The organism is Prauserella shujinwangii, from assembly GCF_003001955.1.
In the GTDB taxonomy this organism is placed as follows: Bacteria; Actinomycetota; Actinomycetes; order Mycobacteriales; family Pseudonocardiaceae; genus Qaidamihabitans; species Qaidamihabitans shujinwangii.
Genome location: NZ_PVNH01000011.1, coordinates 1 through 21,791, shown reverse-complemented (window position 1 = coordinate 21,791; position 21,791 = coordinate 1). Strand labels below are relative to the sequence as shown.

The 21,791-nt window shown below is 71.2% G+C and carries 23 protein-coding genes; 15 read left to right on the top strand and 8 right to left on the bottom strand.

Annotation, left to right across the window (positions count from 1 at the left end):
* The first annotated feature begins 4 nt into the window (after positions 1 to 4).
* Both B0I33_RS24245 and B0I33_RS24240 read left to right on the top strand, forming a co-directional pair.
* Complete coding sequence (locus tag B0I33_RS24245) at positions 5 to 1,597, top strand: glycoside hydrolase family 13 protein (protein ID WP_106181196.1); 1,593 nt, start codon at positions 5 to 7, stop codon at positions 1,595 to 1,597.
* Positions 1,590 to 2,624 carry a LacI family DNA-binding transcriptional regulator gene (locus tag B0I33_RS24240; RefSeq protein ID WP_106181195.1) on the top strand — a complete coding sequence of 345 codons (1,035 nt, stop codon included), beginning with the start codon at positions 1,590 to 1,592 and terminating at the stop codon, positions 2,622 to 2,624. The genes B0I33_RS24245 and B0I33_RS24240 overlap by 8 nt, the downstream gene beginning before the upstream one ends.
* A 4-nt stretch (positions 2,625 to 2,628) precedes the next feature.
* Here B0I33_RS24240 and B0I33_RS24235 read toward each other — a convergent pair whose 3' ends face one another.
* Positions 2,629 to 3,090 (bottom strand): DUF6328 family protein, encoded by a 462-nt coding sequence (locus tag B0I33_RS24235; RefSeq protein WP_106181194.1) that lies wholly within the window; start codon positions 3,088 to 3,090, stop codon positions 2,629 to 2,631.
* Complete coding sequence (locus tag B0I33_RS24230; protein ID WP_245901009.1) at positions 3,087 to 4,004, bottom strand: DMT family transporter; 918 nt, start codon at positions 4,002 to 4,004, stop codon at positions 3,087 to 3,089. The genes B0I33_RS24235 and B0I33_RS24230 overlap by 4 nt, the downstream gene beginning before the upstream one ends.
* A gap of 64 nt (positions 4,005 to 4,068) precedes the next feature.
* Here B0I33_RS24230 and B0I33_RS24225 point away from each other — a divergent pair, with 64 nt between their 5' ends.
* Complete coding sequence (locus B0I33_RS24225) at positions 4,069 to 4,623, top strand: superoxide dismutase (protein WP_106181193.1); 555 nt, start codon at positions 4,069 to 4,071, stop codon at positions 4,621 to 4,623.
* Positions 4,624 to 4,634: 11 nt separating this feature from the next.
* On the opposite strand, the gene B0I33_RS24220 is transcribed toward B0I33_RS24225, so the two are convergent.
* Positions 4,635 to 5,051 (bottom strand): winged helix-turn-helix transcriptional regulator, encoded by a 417-nt coding sequence (locus B0I33_RS24220; protein WP_106181192.1) that lies wholly within the window; start codon positions 5,049 to 5,051, stop codon positions 4,635 to 4,637.
* A 76-nt stretch (positions 5,052 to 5,127) separates the two neighbouring features.
* Between B0I33_RS24220 and B0I33_RS24215 the strand changes: the two genes are divergently transcribed.
* The 3 genes from B0I33_RS24215 to B0I33_RS24205 are packed head-to-tail and all read left to right on the top strand — an operon-like array spanning position 5,128 to position 7,912.
* Positions 5,128 to 6,573, top strand: coding sequence for a DHA2 family efflux MFS transporter permease subunit (locus B0I33_RS24215; RefSeq protein WP_106181191.1), 1,446 nt, complete (start codon positions 5,128 to 5,130; stop codon positions 6,571 to 6,573).
* Between the two features lie 32 nt (positions 6,574 to 6,605).
* Positions 6,606 to 7,220 (top strand): TetR/AcrR family transcriptional regulator, encoded by a 615-nt coding sequence (locus B0I33_RS24210; RefSeq protein WP_106181190.1) that lies wholly within the window; start codon positions 6,606 to 6,608, stop codon positions 7,218 to 7,220.
* On the top strand, positions 7,217 to 7,912 hold the full coding sequence (locus tag B0I33_RS24205; protein WP_219927256.1) for a YqeB family protein: 696 nt from the start codon (positions 7,217 to 7,219) through the stop codon (positions 7,910 to 7,912). The genes B0I33_RS24210 and B0I33_RS24205 overlap by 4 nt, the downstream gene beginning before the upstream one ends.
* An 89-nt stretch (positions 7,913 to 8,001) precedes the next feature.
* Here B0I33_RS24205 and B0I33_RS24200 read toward each other — a convergent pair whose 3' ends face one another.
* Together B0I33_RS24200 and B0I33_RS24195 are read right to left on the bottom strand one after the other, a co-directional pair.
* On the bottom strand, positions 8,002 to 8,310 hold the full coding sequence (locus tag B0I33_RS24200; RefSeq protein ID WP_106181189.1) for a hypothetical protein: 309 nt from the start codon (positions 8,308 to 8,310) through the stop codon (positions 8,002 to 8,004).
* Complete coding sequence (locus B0I33_RS24195) at positions 8,307 to 8,600, bottom strand: hypothetical protein (protein WP_106181188.1); 294 nt, start codon at positions 8,598 to 8,600, stop codon at positions 8,307 to 8,309. Before B0I33_RS24195 ends, B0I33_RS24200 begins: the two co-directional genes overlap by 4 nt.
* Positions 8,601 to 8,717: 117 nt before the next feature.
* Between B0I33_RS24195 and dusB the strand changes: the two genes are divergently transcribed.
* Positions 8,718 to 9,866, top strand: coding sequence for a tRNA dihydrouridine synthase DusB (gene dusB / locus B0I33_RS24190; protein ID WP_181193451.1), 1,149 nt, complete (start codon positions 8,718 to 8,720; stop codon positions 9,864 to 9,866).
* Here the strand turns inward: dusB and B0I33_RS24185 are convergent, their stop codons facing one another.
* Both B0I33_RS24185 and B0I33_RS24180 read right to left on the bottom strand, forming a co-directional pair.
* A complete protein-coding gene (locus B0I33_RS24185; RefSeq protein ID WP_106181187.1) occupies positions 9,867 to 10,361 on the bottom strand; it encodes a GyrI-like domain-containing protein in 495 nt (164 codons plus the stop codon). It abuts the gene before it with no gap.
* A gap of 30 nt (positions 10,362 to 10,391) precedes the next feature.
* Entirely contained in the window at positions 10,392 to 11,354 is a 963-nt protein-coding gene (locus B0I33_RS24180) for a sigma-70 family RNA polymerase sigma factor (protein ID WP_106181186.1), read from the bottom strand.
* Positions 11,355 to 11,409: 55 nt separating this feature from the next.
* Here B0I33_RS24180 and B0I33_RS24175 point away from each other — a divergent pair, with 55 nt between their 5' ends.
* The 8 genes from B0I33_RS24175 (at position 11,410) to pstB (ending at position 20,742) form a co-directional block, all read left to right on the top strand.
* On the top strand, positions 11,410 to 12,051 hold the full coding sequence (locus B0I33_RS24175) for a winged helix-turn-helix transcriptional regulator (RefSeq protein WP_106181185.1): 642 nt from the start codon (positions 11,410 to 11,412) through the stop codon (positions 12,049 to 12,051).
* Between the two features lie 253 nt (positions 12,052 to 12,304).
* Positions 12,305 to 13,087, top strand: a complete 783-nt coding sequence (locus B0I33_RS24170) for a GGDEF domain-containing protein (protein WP_245901007.1) — start codon at positions 12,305 to 12,307, stop codon at positions 13,085 to 13,087.
* A 179-nt stretch (positions 13,088 to 13,266) separates the two neighbouring features.
* Positions 13,267 to 15,615 (top strand): LCP family protein, encoded by a 2,349-nt coding sequence (locus B0I33_RS30945; RefSeq protein ID WP_425440517.1) that lies wholly within the window; start codon positions 13,267 to 13,269, stop codon positions 15,613 to 15,615.
* A gap of 91 nt (positions 15,616 to 15,706) precedes the next feature.
* Positions 15,707 to 16,369: a phosphate signaling complex protein PhoU gene (gene phoU, locus B0I33_RS24160; protein ID WP_106181183.1), complete on the top strand. Its 663-nt coding sequence runs from the start codon at positions 15,707 to 15,709 to the stop codon at positions 16,367 to 16,369.
* 325 nt (positions 16,370 to 16,694) lie between these two features.
* Positions 16,695 to 17,798 (top strand): phosphate ABC transporter substrate-binding protein PstS, encoded by a 1,104-nt coding sequence (pstS, locus tag B0I33_RS24155; RefSeq protein ID WP_106181182.1) that lies wholly within the window; start codon positions 16,695 to 16,697, stop codon positions 17,796 to 17,798.
* A 112-nt stretch (positions 17,799 to 17,910) separates the two neighbouring features.
* Positions 17,911 to 18,855 (top strand): phosphate ABC transporter permease subunit PstC, encoded by a 945-nt coding sequence (gene pstC / locus B0I33_RS24150; protein ID WP_245901005.1) that lies wholly within the window; start codon positions 17,911 to 17,913, stop codon positions 18,853 to 18,855.
* Positions 18,855 to 19,937: a phosphate ABC transporter permease PstA gene (gene pstA, locus B0I33_RS24145; protein ID WP_106181180.1), complete on the top strand. Its 1,083-nt coding sequence runs from the start codon at positions 18,855 to 18,857 to the stop codon at positions 19,935 to 19,937. Before pstC ends, pstA begins: the two co-directional genes overlap by 1 nt.
* A gap of 25 nt (positions 19,938 to 19,962) precedes the next feature.
* Positions 19,963 to 20,742: a phosphate ABC transporter ATP-binding protein PstB gene (gene pstB, locus B0I33_RS24140; protein WP_106181179.1), complete on the top strand. Its 780-nt coding sequence runs from the start codon at positions 19,963 to 19,965 to the stop codon at positions 20,740 to 20,742.
* A 43-nt stretch (positions 20,743 to 20,785) separates the two neighbouring features.
* Here the strand turns inward: pstB and mshD are convergent, their stop codons facing one another.
* On the bottom strand, positions 20,786 to 21,694 hold the full coding sequence (mshD, locus tag B0I33_RS24135) for a mycothiol synthase (RefSeq protein ID WP_106181178.1): 909 nt from the start codon (positions 21,692 to 21,694) through the stop codon (positions 20,786 to 20,788).
* Positions 21,695 to 21,791: the final 97 nt, after the last annotated feature.

The following is a 21,791-nucleotide window of genomic DNA, read 5'->3' as shown; positions in this document are numbered from 1 at the left end:
GTACATGACACGGAACTCGGGCTGGTGGCGCTCCGCGGTGATCTACCAGATCTACGTCCGCAGCTTCGCCGACGCCAACGGGGACGGCGTCGGCGACCTCGCGGGGATCCGCGCGCGGCTGGACCACCTCTCGGACCTGGGCGTCGACGCGCTGTGGGTGACGCCGTTCTACACCTCGCCGATGGCCGACGGCGGGTACGACGTCGCGGACTACCGGGCCGTGGACCCGCTGTTCGGCGACCTGGACGAGGCGAAGGGCCTGGTCGCCGACGCGCACGCCCGCGGCCTGCGGGTGATCGTGGACGTGGTGCCGAACCACACGTCCGCCCAGCACCCGTGGTTCGTCGAGGCGCTCGCGGCCGACCCGGGTTCGCCCGCCCGCGCCCGCTACCTCTTCCGCGACGGCACGGGCCCCGGCGGTGCCGAGCCACCCAACGACTGGGAGTCGGTGTTCGGCGGTCCCGCGTGGACCCGCGTCCCGGACGGGCAGTGGTACCTGCACCTGTTCGATCCGGCGCAGCCGGACCTGAACTGGGAGAACCCGGAGGTCCACGAGGAGTTCGCCGACATCCTGCGGTTCTGGCTCGACCTCGGCGTGGACGGCGTGCGCATCGACGTCGCACACGGCATGGTCAAGGCCGACGGCCTGCCCGACACCGGCCGCACCGAGCAGATCGGCCTGCTCGGGCACGGGGAGCTGCCGTACTTCGACCAGGACGGTGTGCACGAGATCTACCGGGAGTGGCGGAAGATCCTCGACTCCTACCCCGGCGAGCGGATCGGCGTCGCGGAGGCGTGGGCACCGAACGCGGAGCGGCTGGCGCTTTACCTCCGGCCCGACGAGCTGCACCAGGCGTTCAACTTCCACTACGTGAAGGCGGAGTGGTCGGCCGAGCGGTTCCGGGACGTCATCGACGAGTCGCTGGCGGCCGTGAACCGGGTGGGCGCGCCGAGCACGTGGGTACTGTCCAATCACGACATCGAGCGGCACGTCACCCGCTTCGGCGGGGGCGAGACCGGGCTGCGCCGGGCCAGGGCGGCCGCGTTGCTGACGTTCGCGCTGCCCGGCTCCACCTACGTCTACCAGGGCGAGGAACTGGGCCTGCCGGAGGTGACCGATCTGCCGGAGGAGGTACTCACCGATCCGAAATGGATCCGCTCCGGCCACACCGAGCGCGGCCGGGACGGCTGCCGGGTGCCGCTGCCCTGGTCGGGCAGCGAGCCGCCGTTCGGTTTCGGAGCGTCGTCCTGGCTGCCGCAACCCGCGGACTGGGCGAAGCTCACCGTCGAGGCTCAGCGAGCCGACCCCGGATCGACGCTGTCGCTGTACCGCAGCGCGATCCGGCTGCGCCGCGACCTGCCCGACGCGCCGCTGCGCTGGGTCGACGCCGGCGGTGACCGGCCGGACGTGCTGATGTTCCGCCGGGGCCCCGGATTCGCGTGCACGGTGAACTTCGGTTCCGCATCGGTCACGCTGCCCAGGCCGGGGCGGCTACTGTTGGCCAGTACCCCCACCGACGAGATCGCCCGCACCGACCAGACCGTCACGCTGCCGCCCGACGCGGCGGCGTGGTGGACCGGAGACGCCGATGACTGACCAGCACCCGGACGCGGTCCGGCTCGCCGACATCGCCCGGCAGGCGAAGGTCAGCGAGGCGACGGTGAGCCGGGTGCTGAACGGCAAGCCCGGCGTCGCGGCGACCACCCGCCAGGCGGTGCTCGCCGCGATGGACCAGCTGGGCTACGAGCGGCCGGTGCGGACACGGCAGCGCAGCGCGGGGCTGATCGGGCTGATCATCCCCGAGCTGGACAACCCGATCTTCCCCGCGTTCGCCCAGGTCATCGACCGCACGCTGACCATGCGCGGCTACACGTCGGTGCTGTGCACGCAGTCGCCGGGCGGCGCCACCGAGGACGACTACATCGAGGCGCTCACCGACCGCGGGGTGGCCGGCATCGTGTTCGTGTCCGGGTTGCACGCCGACACCACCGCCGACCACGGCCGGTACACCCGGCTGATCGAACGCGGCCTGCCGGTGGTGTTCGTCAACGGCTACGCGCCCGGCATCCGGGCGCCGTTCTTCTCCGACGACGACGGCGCGGCGGTGCAGCTGGCGATCACGCACCTGCGCGAGCTCGGGCACGAGCGGATCGGGCTCGCGGTGGGGCCGCAGCGGTTCGTGCCCGCACAGCGCAAGGCCGCCGAGTTCCGGCGGCTGATGGCCCCGGCGATCGGCTCGGCCGACGACGTGGACAAGCTCATCGTGCACTCCCTGTTCTCCGTGGAGGGTGGGCACTCGGCGGCGTGGTTCCTGCTGGAGCAGGGCTGCACGGCGGTGGTGTGCGGCAGCGACCTGATGGCGCTCGGCGCGATCCGCGTCGCCCGCAAGCGAGGGCTTTCGGTGCCGCGCGACTTCTCGGTGGTGGGCTACGACGACTCGCCGCTGATCGCGTTCACCGATCCGCCGCTGACCACCATCCAGCAGCAGGTGTCGGCCATGACCACGGCCGCGGTCCGCACCCTGCTCGACGAGATCGCGGGAGCCGACGTGCCCACCGCCGAGTACCTGTTCCAGCCGGAGCTCGTGGTGCGCGGCTCGACGGCGGCGTGCCCCGCGGGGTGAGCCGCTAGTCGTCGTCCTCGCCGAGCCGGTGCGGGAGCACGAACCAGAGCAACACGAACAGCACTCCGATCACGGCGGCGACCACCGACATGGCGATCCAGCCGAAGATCACCTTGGCGATCAGGCCGACGGTCAGGGTGACCGCGACCGAGAGGCAGACGAGCCCGCCGAGCACGAGCCGGTTGCCGACGCGCAGGATCTCCTCGCGGCGGCCCGACCGGAACAGCACCCGGTGCCAGACGGCGGGTGCGGTGAGCAACGCCGTCGCCGCCGCGGTGAACAGCACCGTCACCAGGTGCAGGCTCTTCTCGAATCCGCTCGCGGCGCGGAACGTGCTGGTGAACGCGACCGCGAGCAGGAAACCGAAGAGGATCTGCACGCCTGCCTGCGCCACCCGCAGCTCGCCGAGCAGTTCGTTGACGTTGCGCGCCAGCCGCTGATGTCGCGGCTCGCCGGTTTCGCTCATACCGCGGCTCCCGTCAGTGGACGTTCCTCGACCACGGGAGCACGGCGCACCCGCTCGTGCCAGCCGAGAGCGGTGATCGCGCCGACGACGACCACCAGGCCAAGCCACTGCGTCGCGGTGAGATCGGCGCCGAGGAAGGACACCCCGATGATCGCCGCCGTGGCGGGAAACGCCAGTTCCGCGAGTGTCGCCCGAGCGGCCGGGGTGGCCCGCAGGCCGACGTAGTAGAGGCTCAGCGCGAGCAGCCCCGGCACGAACGCGAGCAGCACGAGGCCGGGCGCGTTGTCCCAGCCGACCGCGAACCCGCCGCCGGTGACCGGCACGATGGCGGCGGCGACCGGAAGCCCCACGGAGAACCGCAGCACGGTGACGTCCCTGGGCCGCAACCGTGCCGAGACGAGCCTGCCGAGCACGGTCCCCGCCGCCCACAGCGCCGCCGCGCCCAGCGCGAGCAGCGCCGTCCGGGCCGCCTCGACCCGGACGGACAGCGGGTCGGCGAAGGCCAGCAGCCACGCACCGGCGAGCGCGGGCACGGCGAACCCGAGGTAGCCGCGGCGCAGCCGCTCGCCGAGCACGAAGAACGCCGCGAGCATGGCGAACAGCGGCTGCAGCTTCTGCAGCACCAGCGGGGTCACCGGGTCGCCGAGCCGGAACGCCGCGGTGAACAGCGCGGTCGCCAGTGCCGACGCGCCGCCGCCGATCACCAGCACGGCGAGCCATTCACGCCGCCCGCAGCGGAGCAGTGCCCGCACGGCGCCGGGCAGGAACGGGGTCAGCACGAGCACGATCAGCAGGTGTTCCCAGAACACGACGGTCGCCGCGGGGAGCGCGTCCGCCAGTGGCAACCGCAGCAGCCCGTCGGTTCCCCACAGCGCCGCCGCGACGGCCACCAGCCAGGTCCGGTCGTTTTTCACACGTTCAGGCTACGAGCCCGCGCATGGTTGGAACGATCATCGTGTCACGTAGTGGGATGGACATATGCGACGTCGACTTCTCTCCTCCCTCGGTACCGTGCTGGCCGCCGCCGCGCTCGCGCTGCCGGGCACCGGCCAGGCCGCCGCGAGCGAGGCTCCGATCACCGTGACACACGGCACGTTCGGCGACTACGCGCCGGGGCGCACCGCCGTCACCTACGACTCCCGGGTGCCGGAGGGCGCCAGGGCGACGGTGGTGATGGTGTCCGCGCCGGGTCTCGGCACCAGGACCGTGCTGCACGTGGCCGGGCTCGTTCCGCACCGCGAGTACGGGGCGCACGCCCACACCCAGCCGTGCGGCCCGACCGGCTCCGCGGCGGGGCCGCACTTCCAGCACGTGCCCGGACCGTCCGACGATCCCGCGTACGCCAACCCGGAGAACGAGATCTGGCTCGACTTCACCACCGGCCCGCGCGGCCACGCGGTGGCCAGGTCGCACGTGGACTGGACGTTCGACGAGCGGCGTCCCCGCTCGATCGTGATCCACGAGCACCACACGTCGACCGCACCCGGCGAGGCCGGCAGCGCCGGGACGAGGCTGGCCTGCGTCGACCTCTGACCCGCACGCGGTCAGTTCACGCGGTCGTACCTCGCCCTGGCGGTGGCGATGGCGCCCCGGTGCCGCTCCGCCCAGTCGATCAGGGACGTCAGCGTCGAGTGCAGCTCCCGCGCCATGTCGGTGAGCGCGTACTCCACCTTGGGCGGCACGGTGGGGTGCACGGTCCGGTGCAGCAGGCCGTCGCGTTCCAGCTTCCGCAGGGTCAGCGTCAGCATCCGCCTGCTGATGCCGTTGATCGACCGTTCCAGCTCGGTGAACCGCACCGGGCCGTGCGCGGCCGCGACCAGCACGCCGATGCTCCACTTGCCCGCCACGTGCTCCAGCACCTCGGTCAGCGGGCAGGCCTCCGTCGCGATGACGTCCGCCACGTCTTGGCCGCCGCTACCGGCACGGGCCTCGTCGGACACATCGGTGTGACTCTGGGACATCAAAGTGCCTCCTTCCGGCCCGTCCAATAGTCACACATCATGGGCTCTGTTACAAATCGTGCACTTAGGAGCCCTGATGCCTCGGACCCCGACCGCGAACCGGTCCCGCCTGCTCGCGCTCGCCGTGCTCTGCGCCGGCACGCTGATGGCGATCCTCGACGAGACGGTGGTGAACGTCGCGCTGCCGTCGATCCAGCAGGACCTGGGCTTCACCCAGACCGGCCTGGCATGGGTCGTCAACGCCTACCTCATCGCCTTCGCCGGCCTGCTGCTGCTCTCCGGACGGCTCGGTGACCTGCTCGGCCGGAAGCGGATGTTCCTCACCGGACTCACCGTGTTCACCGTCGCCTCCGCCCTGTGCGGGCTGGCCTGGACGCCGGAGGTGCTGGTCGCCGCCCGGTTCGTGCAGGGCGTCGGCGCCGCGGCCACCTCCGCGGTGATCCTCGGCATGATCGTCACACTGTTCCCGGAGCCGAAGGAGCGGGCGAAGGCGATCGGCGCCTTCAGCTTCGTCCAGGCGTCCGGCGGTTCCCTCGGCACGCTCGCGGGCGGGCTGATCACCGAGGCCGTCAGCTGGCACTGGATCTTCTTCGTCAACGTGCCGATCGGCATCGTGGCGCTGCTCCTGGCGGCGCGGCTGCTCACCCCCGAGGCCGGGCTCGGCTTCGGCAGGGGCGCGGACGTGCCGGGGGCCGTCCTGGTCACGGCGGCGCTGATGGTCGGCGTCTACACGATCGTCCGGGTCGAGGCCCACGGCTGGGGCTCGGCGCACACGCTCGGCTTCGGCGCGCTCGCGCTGGCCCTGCTCGCGGCCTTCGTGCTGCGGCAGGCACGCACGGCGAACCCGCTGCTCCCGCTGCGGGTGTTCCGCTCCCGCGCCGTCACCGGCGCGAACGTGATCCTGTTCCTGCTGGTCGCCGCCATGTTCGGGTTCATGTTCCTCACCGTGCTCTTCCTGCGGCAGGTGCTCGGCTTCGGCGCGCGCGACACCGGGTTCGCGATGGTGCCGGTGGCACTGGTGATCGCGGTGCTGTCGCTGAGCGCCTCGGCTCCGCTGAACACCCGGTTCGGGCAGCGGCGGGTGCTCGTCGCCGGGCTCGGCACCGTCGCCGCGGGGCTCGCGCTGCTCGGCCGGGTCCCGGTCGACGCCACCTACGCACTCGACCTGCTGCCCGCGCTGCTGCTGCTCGGTGCCGGATTCGGCGTCGCCATGCCCGCCCTGATGGCACTCGGCATGTCGGGCGCCACCACCGCCGACGCCGGGCTGGTGTCCGGGCTGTTCAACACCGTCCAGCAGATCGGCGGCGCACTCGGGCTCTCGACCCTCGCCGTGCTGGCCACCGAACGGTCGCGGGCGCTCACCGAGCGCGGCACCGAGACCGCGCACGCGCTGGCCGGGGGCTTCCACCTCGCGTACTGGACGGCGGCCGCGGTGGTCGTCTCGGCGGCGGTCCTGGCCGCGCTGGTGCTGCGACCCGGACGCCGCACGGCGGCCCCGGCACGCACCAGGGCAGTTCATTAACTGTCCAGTCAGTTAATTGATAGCCTGAGCACATGCCCCGGCCGGTCGATCTGGAACGGTCCGCGGCGCGACGGGAGGCCATCACCGTCGCCGCCGCGGACCTGTTCGCGCGGCACGGCTTCGAGAACACCACGGCGACCGACATCGCCAGGGCCGCCGGGCTCAGCTCGGGCACCGTCTTCTACTACTTCACCGACAAGCGGGCGGTGTTCCGGTCCATCTTCGAACGCGACATCCCGGTGCTGCGGGAGCTCGTCGACCGGGCGCTCGCCTGCGACGATCCGGTGGCGGCCGTGCTCACGATGGTGGACGAGCTCGCGGCCGACGCGCTCGACCCGAACGCGTCGGGCATCCTCGTCGAACTGCTGCGCCAGATCGACAGGGACCCCGAGCTGCTGCGCGTGGTCACCGGCAACGACGCCATCCTGCTCGACGGGTTCACGACGCTGATCGAACGCGGCATCGAGGCCGGGGCCGTCGACCCCGGCCTCGACGCCCGGGAGGCCGCGGCCTGGATCGTGCACCTCGTCGACGCGGCCTACCTCGGCGCGGACCCGGCCAGGGACCCGCGGCCGATGCTGCGCCGGCTCGTCACGCGGTTCCTCGCACCACCCACTGCCGACCCACCCACCGGAGAACAGGGATGAGCACCTCCGCGCCTTCCGTCACCCTGCGCATGCCCGACGCCGTGCTGTGGGCGGTCGGACTCGGCGTCACGGCGCTGGGCTTCGGGCTCGGCTTCGCGGTCAAGCCCCTCGCGCACTGGCTGATCGACACCGTCGGCGGCGCGCCCGGCCCCCTGCGCCTCGTCTCGATGTTCCCCACCGCGGGAGCGGTCGCGGTCTGCACCGCCGCGGGCGCGGTGGCCGGAGCCTGGCTGGCGTACGAATGGCGCAAGGAGAGCCTCGACCTGACCGTCGGGCCGGACAGTGTCCAGCTGGCTCAGAAGGGCGCCGAACGCTACGTCCCCCGGGAGCGCGTCGGCGAGGTCTTCCGGGACGCGAAGGACCTGGTCATCCTCGACCCGGACACGAAGGAGGTCGCGCGGCACGCCGCGGACGACCTGTCGTGGGACGAGGTCCGCGCGGCGTTCGAACGCCTCGGCTACCCGTGGGCGGGCACTGGTGACCCCCACGAGCGGGAGTTCCGCCGCTGGCGGGACGGCGAACCGGAGCTGGACGAGAAGGCGAACGGGTTGCTGCGCTCCCGGGCGAGGGCGCTGGCCGACAAGCGGCACGGAGCCGCGGCCGACCTGGCCGACGAGTTGCAGGCCAACGGGATCGTCGTCCGCGACCGGGACGGGGCCCAGGAGTACCGCCGCCTCCCAGCTGGCGAGTGAGGAACGTGGTGAGAACGCGTTCCGCACTCGCGAGGGATGACCAGCCCGGCGGCAACTCTCAGTAGCTCAGCGGAGCGCGATACCGAGCCTCAAGGATGGGGGCCGATCGTGACGATCGTAAGCTGACCATCCTCCGGACCGTAGATCCACCAGATGCGCCATGCCGAGGGAGTTCTGTTCTCGACATAGGACTCCCAAAGGGTGACCCCACCGGGCCCGGGAACCGATTGGTAGTCATGCGAACGCAGACCAGGATGTCGAGGACCCGCCTGTTCCAGCAAGCGCAGCGCCTTACGAACCTTCTTCAGCTTTGTGGCGTACTGCTGCTTCGCTTGCAGCTCAACGATGACTTTCTCGGCCTCGCGGGTATACAGCAGCACAAACGGTGGAGCGCTCACGCGTCGTCGTCGTCCCCATCGTCTGCGGTCACCCATTCCAGGCGGCGCACGTTACCCTCCGCCGCATCAGCGAGACCACGGAACAGCGAGGCCCGCAGCTCGTCGTTCTCCCAGACGAGCAGCTCACGCTTGGGAATGCTGGCCAGCGGGGTCAGCAGGATGGCCCCCTCGGCGTTCGTCGAGACGGCGTAGCGGTCGTTCTTGTGTGCACCTGCCTTGCCGACCGCGACCCTGGCGCGCTCGTCGGCGGTCACCTCCGCCACCGGGTGAAAGCCTTCGAAAGTGGTCACGCCGCCTCCCTCAAACACACGGCCTTGTAGCAACCAGCCTACCAGTCGGTGGGCAAGTGGGAAAGTGGGCATAACCCATCTAGCCTCCCTGGCCGACGACAAAGTCCAGCGGTGACAATGGAGGGCGTGACCGCCACCCTGTCGAAGCCCGCACTCCGGATCGGCCCCTACGAGGTCGACCCGCCGGTGGTGCTCGCTCCCATGGCCGGCATCACCAACATCGCCTTCCGCAGGCTGTGCCGCGAGTACGGCGCCGGGCTCTACGTCTGCGAGATGATCACCGCGCGCGCCGTGGTCGAGCGGCACCCCGGCACGATGCACATGATGGCGTTCGACGAGGGCGAGTACCCGCGTTCGATGCAGCTCTACGGCGTCGACCCGGCGACCATGCGCGAAGCGGTGAAGATCGTGGTCGGTGAGGGCCTCGCCGACCACGTCGACGCCAACTTCGGCTGCCCGGTCAGCAAGGTGACCCGCAAGGGCGGCGGCGCGGCCCTGCCGTACAAGCGGAAGCTGTTCGGTGAGATCGTGCGCGCCTCGGCGGAGGCGGCCGCGGCGGCGGGTGTGCCGTTCACGGTGAAGTTCCGGGTCGGCATCGACGACGACCACCACACGTACCTCGACGCGGGCCGCATCGCCGAGGCGGAGGGCGCCGCGGCCGTGGCACTGCACGCGCGCACGGCGGCACAGCGCTACTCCGGCCAGGCCGACTGGAGTCACATCGCCCGCCTCAAGGAGGCCGTCACCACCATCCCGGTGCTCGGCAACGGCGACATCTTCACGGCGGACGACGCGCTGCGCATGGTCGCCGAGACGGGCTGCGACGGCGTCGTGGTCGGCCGGGGCTGCCTCGGCAGGCCGTGGCTGTTCGGCGAGCTGGAGGCGGCCTTCCAGGGCAGGCCGGTGCCGGAGGGCCCCCGGCTCGGCGAGGTCGCCCGCGTGCTGCGCAGGCACGCCGAGCTACTCGTCGAGCACGACGGCGCCGACAAGGCCCTGCGTGACCTGCGCAAGCACATGGCGTGGTACTTCATGGGCTTCCCGGTGGGTTCCGAGCTGCGCCGCCGGTTCGCCATGGTGTCGTCGCTCGACGAGCTCGACGAGCTGATCGCCCAGCTCGACCCGGACGTGCCGTTTCCGGCCGACGCCCTCGGCCCGCGCGGGCGCCAGGGCTCGCCCGGCAAGGTCACGCTGCCGCACGGCTGGCTGAACGACCCGGACGACCCGTGCGTGCCCGAGGGCGCCGACATGATGCACTCCGGCGGCTGATCAGCCGTCGGCGAGCCGGATCGCCACCTCCGTCTCCCATCGTGCCGGGTCGGGCTGGACCTGCGGGTCGGTGCGGAACACCTCCAGCCGGCAGCCCCAGTGCTCCCCGTCGGCGGCCGCCGTGCGGTCGAGCCGCAGTCCTTCCCTGCCCGCCCAGTCCAGCAGTGCGGCGTTGACGTCGAACAGGGCGTCGGGATGGCCACGGTGGAGCACGGTCGCGTACCTGCCCCCCGGCAGGGTCCCCAGGAACAGGTCGCGTTCGGCCCGCACGTCCGCCGCCACGGGCACCCCGGCGTGGACCACGTGCGCTTCGTCCCCGACGACCTCGAACCGGTAGAACGGCGGCCCCGCGGGCGCGGCGCCCTGCCCGGCGAGGAACGCGAACAGCTCCGGGACGCGGGCGTTCAGCTCGCCGAAGGCCCGCCCGTTGACGTGGTGCCGGACGCCGACGTACCGCAGCGGCGCCCGGTGCTCGATGGTGGGTTGGATGTCCATACCGGGTGATACGGCGGGGCGGCGGAAAACTCAGCGCAGCCGGGTGGGCAGGTCGAACCGGGGGAACAGTCCGGCCGAGCCGAGGAACGTGGTCGTCCCGGTGATGCGGTCCCCCACGACGTCCAGCAGCACGAGCGCGAACGGTTCCAGGCCGTCCGCGCCCGGCCGGTACTGCCCGAACGCGGGGCCGCCGTTGGCCTCGGTGGGCACGAGCCGGTCGCCCGCGCACGCATCGCCCCCGGTCTCGAAGACGTGCCGGATGTCGGCGCGACCCCGCAGCCACCAGGCGAACGGGGGCATCGACATCGTCGCGTCCTCGTGCAGCAGCTCGGTGAGCGTGTCGACGTCGTGCCGCTCGAACGCCGCGACATAGCGGGCGAGCAGGTTCCGTTGCCGCTCGTCGAGCGGACGCAGCGGCTCGGCCTGCGCGGGGTCGATGTCCGCCAGGGTCGCCCTGGCCCGCTGCAGCGCGCTGTTCACGGCGGCGACCGTGCCGCCGAGCAGTCCCGCGACCTCGGCGGCCCGCCAGCGCAGGACGTCCCGGAGGATCAGCACCGCTCGCTGCCGGGGCGGCAGATGCTGCAGTGCCGCGACGAACGCCAGCCGGATCGACTCCCGCAGCACCGCGGCCTCGGCCGGGTCGGCATGCGGGGGCAGCACCCGGCTCTCCGGGACGGGCTGGACCCACGTGCTCTCCGGCAGCGGGACGCCCAGCGCCCCGCCGGGCCGGGACGGCGGTCCCAGGTCCATCGCCAGCGCGCGGCGCTGGCTGCTCGAGAGCATGTCGAGGCACACGTTGGTCGCGATCGAGTACAACCAGGTGCGCAGGCTCGCCCGCCGCTCGTCGTACCGCTCGAACGCCCGCCAGGCGCGCAGCAGCGTCTCCTGTACGGCATCCTCGGATTCGGCCGCGGAGCCGAGCATGCGGTAGCAGTAGCCGGTGAGCTCGGCCCGGTGGCTTTCCAGCCGCGGGGCCACGGATTTCACGGTCATGGTTTTCCTGAACAAGCAGGCTCTTTAGGCAGAAGTAGACACTACAATCCCTACCATGGCCAAGCGACAGTACGGACAGTTCTGCGGCCTGGCACGGGCCGCGGACCTGGTCGGGGAGCGCTGGGCGCTGCTGATCGTGCGCGATCTGCTGGTGAGGCCCCGAAGGTTCACCGACCTCAAGCGCGGGCTGCCGCGCATCCCGACCAACGTGCTCTCGAACCGGCTCAAGGAGCTGGAAGGCGCAGGCGTGGTGCACCGCAAGGTGCTGCCCCGGCCGGACAGCTCCGTGGTCTACGAGCTCACCGAGTACGGTGCCGACCTGCGGGACATCGTGCTGGCCCTCGGCAGGTGGGGCGCCCGGACGCTCGGCGAACCCGGCCCGGACGACATCGTCACGCCCGAGTCGCTGGTGATGGCACTGCGCGCGACCTTCCGCCCCGATGCGGCGGCCGATCTGCGCGCCGGGTACGAACTGCGCGTCGGCGACGCCGTCCTGCACGCGCTGGTCGACCACGGCACGCTCCGGGCGGAGCCGGGCCCGCTGCCGGCCGCCGACCTCTCCCTCGAGGCGGGGCCGGCCATCAGGGCTGTGCTCGCCGGTGAACTCACCCCGGCGGAGGCCGTGGCCACCGGGAAGGTCCGCGTCACCGGCGACGCCGGGCTGTTCGACCGCTTCGCCGAGGTGTTCCGGATCTGACGGGCCGCTGACGGGCGTCACCAAGGCCTGGCGAACGTGGACCTTGAGCCCTCGAACGGGTGGGATTGCGGACCGCTCGGGCCCACTGTGTGCACGGCCTGTCGGGCAAGTGTGTCACCTGACTTTTCCGCCGTCGTCCCGTTGAGCGATATCCGCCGCCGCGGCGTCCCCCGAGGTCATGTGCGCCCTCTCTCTAGACGACAACCACGGGTCGGTCGGTGCGACGGAGGCGAGTGCGGTGGTAGGGAACGGGGTGCGGAACGGCTCGAACACCCGGGACTGCGCGGACCTGCTCGCCGTGCACGAGTCCATCGCGAGCATGTTCGCCGCGCAGGGCGAGTGGCAGCGGGCCTACGAACACCTGCGCTCGGCGTTCCAGATCGCCACGGCAAGCGCGGATCCGGGACCGCAGGTCCCCGAGCAGTACCGTCGCGAGGTCGAGCAGCTGCGCCGGGAGAGCGCCCAGGCGCGAATCGACAGCCTCACCGACGCGCTCACCGCCACGTTCAACCGCCGCTACCTGGACCGCCGCCTGCTCGAACTGCGCACGCCCACCATCGCCCTCGTCGACCTCGACCTGTTCAAGCGGGTCAACGACACCTACGGGCACCACGCGGGTGACCAGGTACTGCGCCGCGTCGTCGCGCTGCTGCGGGAGAACCTGCCGCCCGACGCCTTCTGCGCGCGCTACGGCGGCGAGGAGTTCGTGCTCGTGCTGCCCGACGCCGGGCTCGGCACGGCGGTGGCGATCGCGGAGCGTGCCCGTGCGCGGATCGCCGAACACGCGTGGACGGAGTTCGGGGCGGGCCTTTCGGTCACCGTCAGCATCGGGGTCGCCCCTCGGCCGGAGAGCCCGTGCGACCCCCAGGACCTGCTGCTCGAGGCGGACTCCCTGCTCTACGCGGCCAAACGCGCCGGCCGGAACCTCGTCGCATACCGGCAGTCGGGCACGATTCGTGTAGTAGGTACTGTCCGTGGCGCATCGTTCGACCAGGCCCGCGAACGAGGTCCACTGGCGTCACTCGACCGTGGCTGATGTGCCGAACGGCGAGCAACTCTGCGTAAAAACTTCACGGCATGGTGTCGTCACGAACGGCCGGTATCCGTACGATAACGAACGCTGCCCGCCGGGCGATCATTCCGAGCGAGGCAACCCGTACGGAGTAACCCGGCCACGGAAACACCGGAGCCGGATCGAGTGCGAAGGGAGACTGCGTGTCCGACGACCGCAATGCTCCCGGCACGAGCTCCCAGGCCGAGGAGTGGCGCGCAAGGGCCCAGCAGAACCGCAGGGCGTCGGAGCGCAAGCGGCGCCGCTCACTGGAGGACCAGGGCGGCATCAGCGTCTCCGACGTCGTCGCGAAACACACCGGGCGCAGGCCCCGGTTCGACACCGGTGAGCAGCCGCTGCCGCCGGGACCGCCACAGCCGCCCGCGCCGCGCCCCGCCGACCGGCCCGCGCCGCCCGCCGCGGAACAGCAGCGTCCCGTCCGGCCACGCAGACCACCGGCCCCGAGGCCGGAGGAGCCCCCGCCGCAACGGCGGCGCCAGCCGATGAACTCGGGGCCCTTCCCCCGCCAGGCCCCCGCCGCGCCCCCGACCCGCAGGCAACCGCCACCCCCACCGGTTGTCCCACCGCCACCGGCGCACGCGCGGCCGGAGCCGGTGCGCCCCGAGCCACGGCACGAGCTGCCGCCCCGGTCCGATCTCGCGCGAGCCGAACCGCCGCGAGCCGAGCCGCCACCGAGGCCGGAGCGGCCCCGCAGGGCGGACCTGCGGCGGCAACCACCGCCCGCACCACGCGTGGTACCTCCGCCAGCGGCGCGGAAGCCGGTCACCCAGCCGCCCGCGCCGCCCGCAAGCGACGTGCCGTCGGCACCCTCGGCACAGTCGATGCCGCCCGCGCCGCCCGTGCCATCCGTGCCATCCGTGCCGCCGCCACCGGACGGCGAGCGCGAACCGAGGGCCGAGCCCGTACCGCCCGCGCCAACCGCGGCCGAGCGGCCCGCACCGCCGCCGCCGTTGCGCAGACCGGTCCAGCGGCCCGAGCCGTCGCTCGAGGACCGGCTGACGATGACCGACCAGCTGGAGCCGGTCGACGACGCGACGAAGTACCGGCGCAAGATCGACGAGTCGCTGGCGCGCTTCTCCGCCGCCCACGACGAGCTCGAGGCCGAGGAACAGCAACGCAGGCAGCGGCGGGAGCGGCTGGCCGCGCGCCTCGAGCAGACCAGGACGAAGCTGCAGCGGGTCGTGGCGGCCACCTCGCAGCGGCTGCCGAAGCCGCAGGCGGGGGACGACCCCGGCCCCGGCGCGGCTGCCGTGGACGTCGACCAGCCCACCCGCCAGGTGCCCGCCGACGCGCCGCCGCCCCGGCCCGCGCTGACGCGCCGCGACGGTGCGGACGGTGCCGTCGGCGAGAACGGCGAGGAGCAGGCCGACTCGCCGCAGACCCGGCTGCAGGAGAAGAAGCGGCGCAAGGAGCGCAAGGCGCTGCGCGCCGGGCGGATCACCGCCGTGATCGCGGCGGTCCTGGTGTTCCTGGCCACCGGCACGGCGTGGGGCACGAAGACGTGGTTCAACGCGAAGTTCAACGAGATCGCCGCGCTGGACGAGAACTCGGCTTCCATCCGGGACGCGCCCGCGCAGCTCGGCGACGAGAACTTCCTCATCGTCGGCTCCGACACCCGGGAGGGCGCGGAGGCGGAGGACAACGTCGGCAGCACCGGCGGCGTTCCCGGCGCGCGGTCGGACACGATGATGCTCGCCCACGTGCCGAAGGACCGGTCCCGCGCCGTCGTGATCTCCTTCCCCCGCGACCTGGAGATCGACCGCCCCGCGTGCGAGCGGTGGAACCCGGAGACGGGTGACTACGGCGAGGTCGTCGAGGCCGACGAGAACGTCAAGATCAACACTTCGTTCGCCGTCGGCGGCCCGAAGTGCGTCACCAAGGTCATCCAGCAGATCTCCGGGATGAAGATCAACCACTTCGTCGGCATCGACTTCCAGGGCTTCAAGGGCATGGTCGACGCCGTGGGCGGCGTGACCGTGCACGTCGAGGAGCCGATGCGGGACGCCGAGCTGGGCATGATCGTGTCCCAGACCGGCGACGTCGTGCTGCGCGGCGACCAGGCGCTGAACTTCGTGCGCGCGCGCAAGGTGTACAGCGACCCGACGTTCTCCGACTACGGCCGGATGAAGCGGCAGCAGGAGTTCATGTCCTCGCTGCTCAAGGCCACCCTGTCCCGGAACGTGTTGCTGGACATGGGCAAGCTGACCGACTTCGTCAACGCGTTCGCCGCGTCGACCTTCGGAGAGAACATCGGGGTCGACCAGATGCTGACGCTCGCCCAGTCGATGCGCGGGCTGAACGCGGGCAGCGTCACGTTCCTGACCGTGCCCACCGTCGGCGAGGCCAACGAACGCGGCAACGAGGTGCTGCTGGACCAGCAGACGTCCGACCTGTTCCACGCGCTCATCAACAACGCACCGCTGCCCGGGGAGGAGCCGGAGACCCCGGCGTCGACGGGCCCGAAGACCAGCCAGCAGGCGGCCCCGGCGTGAACCGAGCCGAGGCGAACACTTAAGCCCCGGTTCACGCCGGGTTCACGCGACGATGCGGCACTGGTGCTCACCCGGACGTATGGTTGCGCGTATGCGCGAGGCTTACCACGTTGAACTCGAGAACCTGGCGAGCAACCTGGCCAGGATGTCCGGACAGGTCGCTGATGCCATGGAGCGTGCCACGCGAGCCATGCTGGACGTCGATCTCGCGTTGGCGGAGCAGGTGATCAGCGACGATGTCAAGGTCGATGACGCGAGGGCGGAGTGCGAGGAGCAGGCGTACGCGCTGCTCGCCCTGCAGGCGCCCGTCGCGACCGACCTCCGGACCGTGCTCGCCGCGATCCACGCCGCCGAGAGCCTGGAGCGCATGGGCGACCTGGCCCTGCACGTCGCGAAGGCCGCCCGCCGCAGGCACCCGGACCCGGTGCTTCCCGAGCAGGTCCGGCCGTACTTCGCCGAGATGGGAGAGGCGGCCGTGCGGCTCGCCCGGCAGGCGGAGGAGGTCATCAAGACCAAGGACGTCGACGCCGCCCGGTCCATCGAGACCGACGACGACCGGGTCGACGAGCTCCACCGGCACCTGTTCACCGTCATCATGGACCGGGAGTGGCCGCACGGGGTCGCCGCCGCCGTGGACGTGACGCTGCTCGGCCGGTTCTTCGAGCGCTACGCCGACCACGCGGTCTCGGTGGCCCGCCGGATGGTCTTCGTCGTCACCGGGAAGATGCCCGGATACACCGGCGACAACCTCTGACCGGAACGCCCTCGTGAGTGTGAAACGTGGTTCTAACCACGTTTCACACTCACCAGTCTGCGTGGCCGCCACCACAGCAGTGTGGACGTTCAGTGACCGGATTCACTCGAATGCCTGGTAACGCGCCCTGAATATTGGCCCACCCGCTAACTCTTCGTCACTTCTCAGTGATGTTGCCGTGACGACCGACGCTCGCAGCATCGAGTTCAGATTTCGTTCACCTTATCTGCGCTGCGAAGTCATGTCCCCCACTTAGCGTCCTGCCACGTAAGCATGACGACGAGTCGGCCCACGCCGACTACGGAGACTTCGGAAGAGGTTAACTGTGAAGCGTACCACCCTGGGCCGCGCTCTCGCCCTCCCAGCGGCAGCCGCGCTCACCTTCGGCCTGGTGGCGTGCGGCGCGGCGAACGAGTCGGGCGGCGGTGACAACAGCGGCAACGGTGGCGGTTCGGGCCTGTCCGGCACCATCTCCGGCGCGGGTGCCAGCTCCCAGGACGCCGCCCAGCAGGCGTGGCGGGCCGGCTTCCTCGAGCAGAACCCCGACGTGACGGTGAACTACGACCCGATCGGCTCCGGCGGTGGCCGCGAGCAGTTCATCAGCGGCGGCTCCGACTTCGGTGGCACGGACGCCTACCTCGACGAGGAGGAGCTGCCCAAGGCCCAGGAGCGCTGCGGCCAGGTCGTGGAGATCCCCGCCTACGTCTCGCCGATCGCGGTGATCTTCAACGTCGAGGGCGTCGACTCGCTCAACCTGAAGCCCGGGACCATCGCCAAGATCTTCAACCAGAAGATCACGAAGTGGAACGACCCGGCCATCGCCGCCGACAACCCCGGCGCGCAGCTGCCGGACACCGCGATCACGCCGGTGAACCGGTCGGACGAGTCCGGCACGACCGAGAACTTCGTCGAGTACCTCAAGGCCGCCGCTCCGCAGGACTGGCCGCACGAGGTCAGCGGTGACTGGCCGGTCAAGGGCGGCGAGGCCGCGCAGGGCACCTCGGGTGTCGTCCAGGCGGTCTCCAGCGGCAACGGCACGATCGGCTACGCCGACGCCAGCCAGGCCAAGGACCTGAGCACCGTCAAGGTCGGCGTCGGTGGCGAGTTCGTCCAGTACTCGCCGGAGGCCGCCGCCAAGATCCTGGAGGTCTCCGAGCGCGTCGAGGGCCGCGGCGAGTACAGCTTCGCCTTCGACCTGGCCCGCGACACCACCGAGTCGGGCACCTACCCGATCGTGCTGGTCTCGTACGAGCTGGCGTGCGCGAACTACTCCGACGCCAACAAGGCCGAGCTGGTGAAGGCCTACTTCAACTACATCATCAGCGAGGAGGGCCAGCAGGCCTCGGCCGACTCGGCGGGCTCCGCTCCGATCTCCGACGCGCTGCGTCAGCAGATCAAGCCCGCGGTCGACGCCATCTCGGCCAGCTGACCGGACACACCGCAAGCCCCTTACGGTCCGGGTGGCCACCCGTTGTGGGTGACCCCCGGACCGATGGGCGTTCCGGGCAGATCGGAACACCAGCATGAGAAAGGGATCAACAGTGCTCCCCAGCACAGAGCGGACCCGGTCCCGCCGGGCGCCACAGCGGCCAGGGGACCGCGTCTTCTCGGGGCTGTCCACCGGCGCGGGTGTCCTGATCCTGGTCGTACTGGCCGGGGTCGCCGCCTTCCTCGTGGCCGAGGCGTGGCCTGCCCTCATCGCACCGGCGGACGAGGTCCCTGGCCCCGACGGCATCGTCCTCTACATCTGGCCGCTGCTGTTCGGCACGCTGCTCGCGGCCTTCCTGGCGCTGCTGATCGCCGCACCGCTCGCGGTGGCGATCGCCCTGTTCATCACCCACTACGCCCCGCGGCGGATCGCGCAGGCACTGGGTTACATCATCGACCTGCTCGCCGCCATCCCCAGCATCATCTACGGCCTCTGGGGCATCCAGGTGCTGGCGCCGCTCACGGTGGAGCCCGCGGGGTGGCTGGAGGAGAACCTCGGCTTCATCCCGCTGTTCGCGGGGCCGGCCTCGACCACCGGCCGGACGATGCTCGTCGCCGCCCTCGTCCTCGCCGTGATGATCCTGCCGATCGTCTCCGCGGTCGTCCGGGAGGCCTTCCGGCAGACGCCGCGGCTGCACGAGGAGGCGTCGCTCGCGCTGGGCGCGACCCGGTGGGAGATGATCAGGATGGCGGTCCTGCCGTTCGGCCGGTCCAGCATCATCGGTGCCTCGATGCTGGGACTCGGCCGCGCCCTCGGCGAGACGATGGCCGTCGCGATCGTGCTCTCCGTCTCGGGCGGCGTCACGTTCAACCTCATCAGCAGCGGAAACCCCGGGACGATCGCCGCGAACATCGCGCTCGAGTTCCCCGAGTCGACCGGCATCGCGGTGAACACGCTGATCGCCTCTGGCCTCGTCCTGTTCGCGGTGACCCTGCTGGTGAACATGGCCGCCCGCGCGGTGATCAACCGGCGTCGTGAATTCTCGGGAGCCAACTGATGCCTGTGACAACGTCCAGCGAGCGCGGGCCCGATCTGCACACGCCGCTGTCCGGCGTGCCCCTCACCCACGGCCAGCTGCCGCGCTACGCGGCCCAGTTCACGCTGCTCGCGGCCATCGCCGCCGGGATCGCGCTGACACTGGCCGGCTGGAACCCCGCGGCGAGCGCGATCATCGCCGGCGCGGGCTACGTGGTGGTGATCTACGCCTGGTCACGCACCGTCGAGGGGCCGAGAAAGGCCAGGGACCGGCTGGTCACGGCCGTCGTGACCGGGGCGTTCCTGCTCGCCCTGCTGCCGCTGGTCTCCGTGATCGTCACGGTGGTCGGCAACGGCATCGCCCGGTTCGACGTCGAGTTCTTCACGTACTCGATGCGGGGGGTCGTCGGCGAGGGCGGCGGCGCCTACCACGCCATCATGGGCACGCTGGTCGTCACCGGCCTCGCGGCGCTGATCTCGGTGCCGATCGGCATCCTCACCGCGATCTACCTCGTCGAGTACGGCCGGGGCAGGCTGGCGAAGGCGATCACGTTCTTCGTGGACGTGATGACCGGTATCCCCTCGATCGTCGCGGGCCTGTTCGCCTACGCGCTGTTCGCGCTGGTGTTCGGTCCCGGCGTCCGGATGGGCATCATGGGTGCGATCGCGCTGAGCGTGCTGATGATCCCGGTGGTGGTGCGCTCCGCCGAGGAGATGCTCAAGCTCGTGCCCAACGAGCTGCGGGAGGCAGCGTACGCGCTGGCCGTGCCGAAGTGGCGGACGATCGTCAAGGTGGTGCTGCCGACCGCGCTGGCCGGTATCGCCACGGGTGTCACGCTCGCCATCGCCCGCGTGATCGGTGAGACGGCGCCCCTGCTGATCACGCTGGGGATCACGTCGAGCGTCAATCTCAACCCGGTCGACGGCCGGATGGCGACCCTCCCCGTGTACGCGTACTACCAGTACGTGACGCCCGGGGTGCCGCCGGAGCCTGCGCTCGAACGGGCATGGACAGCGGCGCTCACGCTCATCATCATCGTGATGGCGCTGAACCTCATCGCCCGCCTGATCTCCCGACTGTTCGCACCGAAGACCCGCGGCTAGCGGCAAGACTGGATAAGGAAGCACTGTGGCCAAGCGCATCGAGGTCAAGGACCTCGACATCTACTACGACAAGTTCCTCGCCGTGCAGGGCGTGTCGATGACGATCCAGCCACGGTCGGTCACCGCGCTGATCGGGCCATCCGGCTGCGGCAAGTCGACGTTCCTGCGCACCCTCAACCGCATGCACGAGCTGGTGCCCGGCGCCAGGGTCGACGGCAAGGTCTTCATGGACGACGAGGACCTCTACGGTCCCGGGGTCGACCCGGTGAGCGTCCGCAGGCAGATCGGCATGGTGTTCCAGCGGCCCAACCCGTTCCCCACGATGTCGATCTACGAGAACGTCGCCGCGGGCATCCGGCTCAACGGCGGCCGCATGAAGAAGTCCGAACTGGACGACGTCGTGGAGCGGTCGCTGCGTTCGGCGAACCTGTGGGCCGAGGTGAAGGACCGGCTGAACCGCCCCGGTTCCGGCCTCTCCGGCGGCCAGCAGCAGCGGCTGTGCATCGCGCGGGCGATCGCCGTGCAGCCCGGTGTGCTGCTGATGGACGAGCCGTGCTCCGCACTCGACCCGATCTCCACCCAGGCGATCGAGGACCTGATGCTGGAGCTGAAGACCGACTACACGATCGTCATCGTGACCCACAACATGCAGCAGGCCGCCCGGGTCAGTGACGTCACCGGGTTCTTCAACCTGCGCGGTGTCGGTCAGCCCGGTGAGCTGGTGGAGATCGACGAGACGACGAAGATCTTCTCCACCCCGAGCAACAAGGCGACCGAGGACTACATCTCCGGCCGCTTCGGCTGACCCGCTCGTGAGTGAGGAACGTGGTAAGAACAACGTTTTTCACTCACGAGCGTGCGTACTGGACGTCCACTTCGTACGGTTCGAAGCCGAGCTTGCGGTACACGGCGACCGCGGGCGCGTTGTCGCCCTCGACGTAGAGGATCACCTGACGCAGCCCGCGGTCCCGCAGGTGCCGAAGCCCGGCGAGCGTGAGCGCGCGGCCGAGCCCGCCGCCCTGCGCGGCCGGATCGACGCCCACCACGTACACCTCGCCCACGGGCTCCCCTTCGAACCGGCGCGGGTTCGGCGGGTGGACCTTCGTCCAGTGGAAGCCGACGACCTCGCCCCGGTCGTTCTCCGCGAGGAAGAAACCCGCCGCGTCGAACCAGCTCTCCCGCTCGGCCGCACGCAGCTGCTCGACGCTGAACGCCGACTGCTCGGGATGCCAGGCGAAGGCACGCGCGTTGACGTCGATCACCGCCTGCTCGTCGCGGGCGGGCACGAACGTGCGCAGGGTGATGCCCGAGGCCGGGGTGGGTTCGGGCCAGTCGGCCCGTTCGACCCGCACCCGCATGACCAGCAGCTCCCTGGCCCGCGCCAGGCCGGCGCGCTCGGCCAGCCGGGCCGCGGCGGGGTGGTCGCCGTGCGCCCAGACCCGGACCGCACCGGGGACGCCGTCGAGCAGCTCGGTGAGCAGCACCCGGCCGTGGCCGCGGCGGCGGTGCGCGGGATGCACGACGAGCTCGGCCACCGCCCGGCCGAAGGCGTCGCCGGACGCGGCGACGTGCGCGTACCCGACCAGCTCGGCGCCTTCGGTGGCGAGCAGGTGCCTGCCCCCGGTGAACTCGGCGGGCAGCGCGCCTACCGGCTCGACCTCGGGCCTGCCGTCCGTGTCCCGTGCCGCGAGCAGGAGCGCGCGCACGCGCTCGGTGGCCGTCTCGTCGAGTTCGTCGACCCACGCCGTGTGCACCATGAGTTGCTCCTATGTCAAGCCGCTGCCGTGAGGCGGGGTGATTGGTGGGTGGTGCTCTGCTGGAGGGCGTTGTAGACGATGCGGGCGAGGTGTCGTT